Here is a 2,876-nt window from a genome sequence, read left to right as displayed (position 1 = left end):
GCGGGCGGGGCCCCGGAGCATTGGCGGCGGCCGGGCCCGAGCGCTGCTCAGCGCCCGACCGGAGCATTGCCAGCACGGGATGGCGGTGGCAGTGTGATCCCATGGCCATCGAGGTGCGTCCGGCAACGGTCTTCGGCGATGTGAAAGCCATGCTGGGGCCAAAGCGCGCCGATGCGAACGTCTGCTGGTGCCTCAGCTACCGCCTTCCGTCGAAAGACAACGCCTCGTTGCGGGGCCAGGATCGAGGTGCCCTCGTCGAGCGCTTGTGCGGGCAGGACCCGCCGCCGGGGGTGCTCGCCTACGACGGCGACGAGGTGGTCGGCTGGGCCGCCGTGCATCCCCGGGCGGACACGGCGTTCGCGCGCAACCGAAAGATCCCGCACGTGGACGACGTCGATGTGTGGTCGGCGTGGTGCATCCGGGTGCGGCCGGGGCATCGCGGCAAGGGGATCTCGCATCATCTGCTCGCGGGCGCCGTCGACCTGGCGCGCCGGCATGGTGCCCCCGCCGTTGAGGGCTACCCCGTCGACAACGAGGGCCAGAAGGTCGACCTGACCATGGCCTACGTCGGCACGCGAAAGCTCTTCGAACAGGCCGGCTTCATGAAGGCGGCAGACACCGACGCGGTGGTAAACGGCTTCCCGCGGGTGCTCATGCGGCTGGAACTGGGCTGACGCACGCCTTTCCGACGCCGCTCCCCGACGCCTTTCGCAACTGCATTTCGCCGCTCCCCCACTCCTTTCCGACGCCGTGCCCCGCTCGCCGCCGCCACTCCCCTTACCGGTTGGCGCTGAGGCGCTGCAGCAGGGCGCGGGACTGCACGGGGCCGTAGGGCAGGATCGGGATGGCCTTGGTGGAGTCTGCGGGAGTGTCGCGGCTGGCCTGTTCCCCCATCCGGACGGCCAGGGTCATGGTCTCGCACATGTTCTTCACGTAGGCGTCGCTGACGGTCTGGCCGTGGCCGGGCACCAGCACGTCGTACTCGTGCCGCAGCCCGGAGATCCGGCGCAGCGCTTCCACCCAGTCGCGCGGGTAGGAATCTTCGAAGGCGGGCGGGGCGCCCTGCTCCACCAGATCGCCGGCAAAAAGCGTGGTGGGCGAACCGACCAGCAGGTCACCGTCGGTGTGGCCGCGGCCCAGATGGAAGAGCTTGACGCTGACCTCGCCCAGGTCGACGGTGGTTTCCGTGTCCACCAGCTTGTTGGGCATCTTGATCCCGGTATGCTCCCCGTCGCCGGCCGCCATTTCGGGTTCCGTTTCCCCGACTGCCTCGCGCTGGAGAACGCCGTTCTCTGCGACGTCGTGCGCGCAATTGCGGTGGGCGTAAAAGTCCTGCACGCCCTGGGCCGCGAAGTAGGCGTTGCCAAAGACGTGGTCAAAGTGGAAATGCGTGTTCACGACGACGAGCGGCAGCTTGGTCAGCGCGCGTACGGCCGCGTAGATCCGCCGTGCCTGCCGCGGCCCGGCACCGGTATCCACCACCAAGGCCTTGTTCCTGCCGACGACCAGCCCGGAGTTCAACAGATACTCCCGGGTCTTGATCACGTAATTGCCGGGTGCCACCTGCACGCATTCCGCGGGCTCCCCGGGCATGTCCCCCGGCCCTCCGGCCTTGTCCTCTGATCGGGCGGCATCGCTCATCCGGGTAGTCACCCTCCGTCGCGTCGAACACCGGCCGCGCGGACGGCGCAGCCTGATCCTGCCACGGTACCGTGCCGACCACTCCGGCACACCCAACCACCAGACCGCGGCCGACTGGCTGCGGCCTCCTGGCGAGCGTCCCGCGCTAGAGATCGTGAACGGAGCGAAGCACCTCGCGCACCTCGCCGAACGGCACGGAGTCGTCGACGTAGGCCTGCACATGCTTGGAGCCCATGCCACGGACCATCACGCCGTGTTCCCCCTCGGCAGCCGACTCGAGGAACACCGGCCGCAGCGCCTCGGCATGGTGTGCAGACAGGCGGGAGAGGTACTTTTTGTACGCCTCTGGCAGAGTGACCATGCCCTAAGGGTAGCGCCGGCGGGACGGGCCAGCTAGGGATAATTTCGGGCTGCCGCCGGCCGATCGGGCGCCGGCCGGCGGGGAGCTGCTACAGGTCGGCGAGGACGCTGCCGGGGTTTTCGATCGCGTCCGCCACGTAGCGCAGGAAACCGCCCGCGATGCCGCCGTCGCAGACGCGGTGGTCGAAGGCCAGCACCAGTTCGGTCACCTTTCGGACCGCCAGCTGCCCGTCCACCACCCACGGCTTGTCGATGATCCGGCCGACGCCGAGGATCGCCACCTCGGGGTAGTTGATGATGGCGGCGCTGCCATCCACGCCGAACACGCCGTAGTTGTTCAGGGTGAAGGTGCCGCTGGTCAGCTCGGCCGGCGTGGCCTTGCCGTCGCGGGCGACGGCGGTGAGCCGCCTGATCTCGGTATCCAGCTGCCGGGCGCTGAGCCTGTCGGCGTTGCGTACGCTGGGCACCATCAGACCGCGGTCGGTCTGAGCGGCGAAGCCGAGGTTCACGCCGTCGAAGCCGACGATCTCCTCGCCCTCCACCCGGGTGTTCAACTCCGGATATTTGGCCAGGCCGGCCAGCACGAACCGCGCGATGAAGGCCAGCAGCCCCGGGGTGTTCTCCGGGTCGCGGCGCTTGAGGTCGGCGCGCATCTGCAGCAGGGCGGTGGCGTCCACGTCCACCCAGACGGTGGCCTCGGGGATTTCGCTGCGGCTGCGCGACATCGCCTGAGCCACGGTCTTCCGCACGCCCTTCATCGGGGTGCGGGTGGCGATGCCCAGACCGGTACGGGCGTCGATGCCGGCTGCACCCGCCGTGCGACCCTCCGTCGGGGCTCCGGCCAGGCCGGAGGCGGGGGCCGCTGCTCCGGCCAT

General features: G+C 69.5%; 4 protein-coding genes. 1 reads left to right on the top strand and 3 read right to left on the bottom strand.

Annotated elements, in window-relative coordinates; genetic code table 11:
• Positions 1–101: 101 nt before the first annotated feature.
• Positions 102–674 (top strand): GNAT family N-acetyltransferase, encoded by a 573-nt coding sequence (locus AC5RUJ_RS13860; protein WP_494128809.1) that lies wholly within the window; start codon positions 102–104, stop codon positions 672–674.
• Between the two features lie 103 nt (positions 675–777).
• On the opposite strand, the gene AC5RUJ_RS13855 is transcribed toward AC5RUJ_RS13860, so the two are convergent.
• From AC5RUJ_RS13855 to AC5RUJ_RS13845, 3 genes are all read right to left on the bottom strand, one after another.
• Complete coding sequence (locus AC5RUJ_RS13855; protein WP_494128808.1) at positions 778–1,641, bottom strand: MBL fold metallo-hydrolase; 864 nt, start codon at positions 1,639–1,641, stop codon at positions 778–780.
• Between the two features lie 145 nt (positions 1,642–1,786).
• The gene (locus AC5RUJ_RS13850) at positions 1,787–2,002 is read right to left on the bottom strand and encodes a hypothetical protein (protein ID WP_494128807.1); all 216 of its coding nucleotides are present in this window, start codon (positions 2,000–2,002) and stop codon (positions 1,787–1,789) included.
• An 88-nt stretch (positions 2,003–2,090) separates the two neighbouring features.
• Positions 2,091–2,876 (bottom strand): dihydrolipoamide acetyltransferase family protein (locus tag AC5RUJ_RS13845; protein ID WP_494156023.1); only part of this gene is annotated, 786 nt, incomplete at its 5' end.

The organism is Arthrobacter sp. Y3223164, from assembly GCF_059091005.1.
The sequence above is the reverse complement of the archived record's forward strand: the minus strand, read 5'-3'. Positions and strand labels throughout refer to the sequence as shown.

What these genes read in the sequence shown, in the direction of transcription:
- AC5RUJ_RS13860 (WP_494128809.1), top strand. Translation starts at nt 102, where the DNA reads ATGGCCATCGAGGTGCGTCCGGCAACGGTCTTCGGCGATGTGAAAGCC.
- AC5RUJ_RS13855 (WP_494128808.1), bottom strand. Translation starts at nt 1,641, where the DNA reads ATGAGCGATGCCGCCCGATCAGAGGACAAGGCCGGAGGGCCGGGGGAC.
- AC5RUJ_RS13850 (WP_494128807.1), bottom strand. Translation starts at nt 2,002, where the DNA reads ATGGTCACTCTGCCAGAGGCGTACAAAAAGTACCTCTCCCGCCTGTCT.